Raw genomic sequence first — 4,267 nt, 5'->3', positions numbered from 1 at the left:
TGAATACCATCTCCATACACCCAGTCCTTCCAGTACCAACTGCCGACCTTCTGGTGTCAACGAACTCATCAAGCTCAGCACCAGCTGGTTCGTGGTCTTGGCTGACGGGCTCAGGGTATGAGCAAACGACAGACAGGCCACCCAGGAATGGCCGCACTCGGCGTCCGTGCACTGGCAATAGAGGTCAGAAACATCATCGCTCAGTCGGTTGGTCTTGGTAATGCGGCCCCGCTGGCCACACACTTTGCAATAAACCCGCATTACGCCCCCTTTTCTATCCAAATCAACAGCCTATCTTGCCACAGCACACACTGTTTGTTTATACAGCTGAACCGATATTCTCCCGAAAATCGACCCAGAGGGAGCGAGGGAGTCCCGCGCTGTTGATGGCATCCTGAATAAGCTCGCACAGCGGCAACACCTCGTTTCGGGCATAGGTGGCATCGTACTTCTCAGGGTCGCCAAGCCCGCCCCCGCCGTTGGTCGGAATAATGCCGGCCAGCGCAGCCGGAAAGCGGTGGCTGGTCAGTACATCCTGGGCGGTGATCCCCTTGATGGCGGCAAACTCGTCCTTGGTAGCGATGTCCCCCACCGGAATAAGCTTGATGCCGTCGGGCTTGCCGTCCGGGATATTCACGAACATGGAGCGAAAGTTCCCCACCCCCTTGCTGTTGGCAATCTTGTCCTTCATCTCCTGTTCGGTGTCATCGTCCATGTTCGGGTCAGTGGCGTAGAAGATGAACCCCATGTGGGCGCCGTTGAGGAAGTATTTGCGCCGAAACAGGGTGGCGTCCTGGTTGAGCAGGGCCGACTGCAGGCCACCCAGGTAATCGGGCATGCCATAGACCTGCTGCTCGGGGTCGTACTGCGCCAGCCAGATCACATCCTCCGGCCGGTAGAACAGGTTCGGCTTGCCCTGCTGCTGCAGGTAAACAAAGCAGCCATCGTCCCGCCGGCTGCTATGAGCGTGGTGATGGAGCTGGCTGGCCAGCTATCCCCCACCATCGAGCAAAACGAAGGACCTTTAAGGCCCTTACTCATTTTTGCTCAAACATCTCTTTGTTAAGCTTCTCTTTCAGTGCTTCCAGAGAGAGCTTGTCGAAAGCCTGATCCAGTTTCATTAGACCTTGCGCACCACAATTTTGGGAATAGAGCTCCTTGCCAAAACGCCAGCTCGTCTGTTTGACGTAACACTGCTCCCATCCCAAACGCTCAATACTCGACATACTGATTTTTTGCGTCAGCAGTCCCAGAACAGCAGCAACAATAATCAGAGAAATGACAACGAGCCCCCGTCGCTTAACAGCCGTTGAAGAAAGGTCTGGCTCCGGTATGGCTATGGAAAACATCAATCTCCCACCGGCATACAGCATGAAGGGGGTCGCAAGTAAGCCAATGAAGATTGCAAACCAGCCTCGCCAGTCATTCATTCGCAACGGGTCTGCTGGTGTCAGTGCAAGCAGATCCAAGAATTCAGAACCATATATCATGGCCATCCAAACGCCACCGATCCCGAGTAACGCGACAACCAATCCACTGGCCCGCATCTGCCATGAGACATGCACAGTAGTCATTCAAACTTCGCCTTAACAGCTTGCTTCATCATCTCAAAGAGCTCTTCATCGCCAACAGAGTCGATAAGCCTACCAGCTGTCATCGTTACCAAGGGAAACCAAATCCTCATTGATCTTATCTGTGACGTTTTTTGTCACAGGCTGCACAAAATCAGAAGCATGCATCTAGGGTCGCATTTGCACCCATGATATCGTGAGCATATTTTATTCGTGTCGATGAGGAATTCAGATGACAAGAAAGGCTGCGAAAGTAGGAGATATTGGTACAGACCATGATGGGTTTCATCCCACTGCCATCATTGCTGGTTCACCGAATGTATTCATAGACGGAATACCCGCAGCCCGTGTTGGTGATCCTCTAGCCCCACATGACAAACCAAACCATCCACCACACCCCAGATCGATTGCATCCGGTTCCTCTACCGTCCTTATCAATGGCAAACCTGCTGCCTTAACTGGTGGTGCAGTTGACTGTGGCGGCGTGATCATTGGCTCAGGAACAGTAGTGATTGGTGACCAAGCACCAGCAGGACGAGCTGCGCCAGCTCTACAGCCTGCCCCACCTGTAGAGATCCCGGCTAAGAATGCCTATTGGCCTCCCTATGACTTTTCCCAAGGTAAGACGCTAGAGGTTGTATATACCACAGCACCCACTGATATTGCTGTGCTCTCCTTGGCAGAGGCTAAAGAACTGTTAAAGACGCTTTACGCTGAAATAGGTGGTAAGGATGCAGTGGGTACGACAAAGAGTTACCACGACTTGGTAGACGGCGTTAAAACGGCGGCCCAGACTGCCAAAGGCTTAGGTGGACTAGGAGTTATCTCTTATGCCAAGAATATCAACGGCATTGATTATGTAATCATCAAGAACTATCGCCGCCATGCTCAAACTTTGATGAAAGGGAACAAATGGAAATCAAGTAATCCACGAGTTGTTCAAATCGGTATAGGTTTGACTGATGTTAAAGGTGCTGCTCGGTGGGTCAAAGTAAATGCTGGGATAGAAATTGCCTTTGCTGTTGGGGTGAATGCTGCGGATTACATCTTACGTGATGAAGCAACTTTAGCCGAGTTCGTTGGTAATAGTTCTGGTGACATCATTAAAGGGATGACAACGCTAGTAACCATGTCTCTAGTCGTTGCGACACTACCGGTATCAGGAATTTTGGTCACTGGTGCTCTCTTTGCATTTGGTTCTTTCTTTATGGGTCGTGAGCTAGACGCATTAGATGAGCGTTATGGATTCTCAGATGAGATTGGCAACTCGCTTAAGAGGTTGACCAAGTGATTTATATCATAAGACTAATCATTGCCGCAGCTTTTATCTGGTTCGGGTTTGAGCAGGTATCAGATGATTTGTATGCGACTTTATCTAATGGAACTGCATCGTTTAGGATTAGTGGCATTGCCAATATTTGGGCATCTTACTGTGCTCCGCTAGTTGGCATTGTGCTGATGGTTCATGTGTTGATGTCAGTAGCAAAGATTGGAAATCCAGACAAGATTTTTCAACGGGGCGTGCTAATTATTATTTTCGCCATCGCGCCCATCTTAACCTTTGCTACCAAGATTAAATTAAGTGGTAAGTCTGAAAGTTACGTAGAGTGTCGGGATCTAAAACGGGTTTCCCGTTGGAACTCTTATCAAGTTTATGCCGTATCAGTTGATGAGTGCCAATTACTAAAAGATAGAAAGAATACACAATGAAAAAACCAATGTGGTGATGATTTTTTGAGCAGCCACAGCTATCGTTGTCGCAGTACTGGTTCCTAGTGTGCTGGTCTTGCCTACGCAGTAACACCAGATATATGTATGCAGTTAACAAGTAGTAGAACATAACTAATACGAAGAAGGCCCCACACCGTGGGGCCTTCTTCTATCTGCCTGACAGCGCCTGAGCATGGCCAAGGAATGACGCCGCATGAAGAGGCAGCCAATCAATAGGGCAGCGCTGCATCATATGTGAAGCCTGCGCACGCTCACAGCCTCCCAGCGCATGGCAGCGACGCCCCACCGCCGCGTCTGCGTCATGGAATCCGCGCTCATCCGCTCCCGCCTGTGGGCTTCACCGGTAAAAAATTTTTGCAAAAGTGGATTACCGCAAAACCATAGGCCCAGACCGCGCCAGATAAAGGTTCTTGGGCGAGGTGAGAAAAATCGACACTCAATGATCGAAAGAAAAATCAGAACGGCATTCCACCATTAATCACTATTGAAAATGCCTGCGCATAATTCGGCGTATTATTGCCATAATAGCCACTCGCAACCAGTGATATTTGCCCCTGTGATGCATCTGAGGGCTGGCCTTCTATGACTCCATATCCAGGAGAAGCATTACCGCCTGAGTTCAGGCAGAACGTGGCGGTCCTCCTAGGTTCTAGTGTGAATGGAGTTTCTAATGAAGAAATAATATATGTAGATATCAGTTTCCCGGAATAATACTCACCTGTTTTATCAAACATCTTAACGCTGACAACCGCACTGCTGGCTGAGACACTGGATATCTTAAAGCAAGATTGCCCCCCTCCATCCCAAACATGGTACGTTGAGATAATCGCTGTGCCTGCATGCGCACTAATTGAGAACACACTACATAATAGGCTTGCAGCGATAAGAGCTTTTTTCATGATGGAACCTCATTGTAAAAGCCTCGAGCATATCAGTATTAAATAAAGGCTATGTCCCAATTATGC

Annotated in this window: 4 protein-coding genes and 2 pseudogenes; 2 read left to right on the top strand and 4 right to left on the bottom strand. The window is 49.4% G+C overall.

Translation table 11 applies throughout. The features are described 5' to 3' along the window. The 3 genes and pseudogenes from BN1118_RS21230 to BN1118_RS13400 form a co-directional block, all read right to left on the bottom strand. On the bottom strand, positions 1-261 hold a 261-nt coding region (locus tag BN1118_RS21230), incomplete at its 3' end, for an Ogr/Delta-like zinc finger protein (RefSeq protein ID WP_084214104.1). Between the two features lie 58 nt (positions 262-319). Next, a pseudogene (locus BN1118_RS13405) lies at positions 320-955 on the bottom strand (phage portal protein); the annotation flags it as partial. Between the two features lie 82 nt (positions 956-1,037). Then, the gene (locus BN1118_RS13400; protein ID WP_043556602.1) at positions 1,038-1,574 is read right to left on the bottom strand and encodes a hypothetical protein; all 537 of its coding nucleotides are present in this window, start codon (positions 1,572-1,574) and stop codon (positions 1,038-1,040) included. Positions 1,575-1,803: 229 nt separating this feature from the next. On the opposite strand from BN1118_RS13400, the pseudogene BN1118_RS22460 reads away from it, so the two are divergent. Beyond that, a pseudogene (locus BN1118_RS22460) lies at positions 1,804-2,076 on the top strand (type VI secretion system PAAR protein); the annotation flags it as partial. Positions 2,077-2,858: 782 nt separating this feature from the next. Next, positions 2,859-3,281 carry a hypothetical protein gene (locus tag BN1118_RS21225; protein WP_084214102.1) on the top strand — a complete coding sequence of 141 codons (423 nt, stop codon included), beginning with the start codon at positions 2,859-2,861 and terminating at the stop codon, positions 3,279-3,281. A 476-nt stretch (positions 3,282-3,757) separates the two neighbouring features. On the opposite strand, the gene BN1118_RS21785 is transcribed toward BN1118_RS21225, so the two are convergent. After that, complete coding sequence (locus BN1118_RS21785; RefSeq protein ID WP_156994971.1) at positions 3,758-4,201, bottom strand: hypothetical protein; 444 nt, start codon at positions 4,199-4,201, stop codon at positions 3,758-3,760. Positions 4,202-4,267: the final 66 nt, after the last annotated feature.

Origin of the sequence: Aeromonas bestiarum (genome assembly GCF_000819745.1) — a bacterium.
Taxonomy (GTDB): domain Bacteria; phylum Pseudomonadota; class Gammaproteobacteria; order Enterobacterales; family Aeromonadaceae; genus Aeromonas; species Aeromonas bestiarum.
This window is presented reverse-complemented; position numbering and strand designations above follow the sequence as displayed.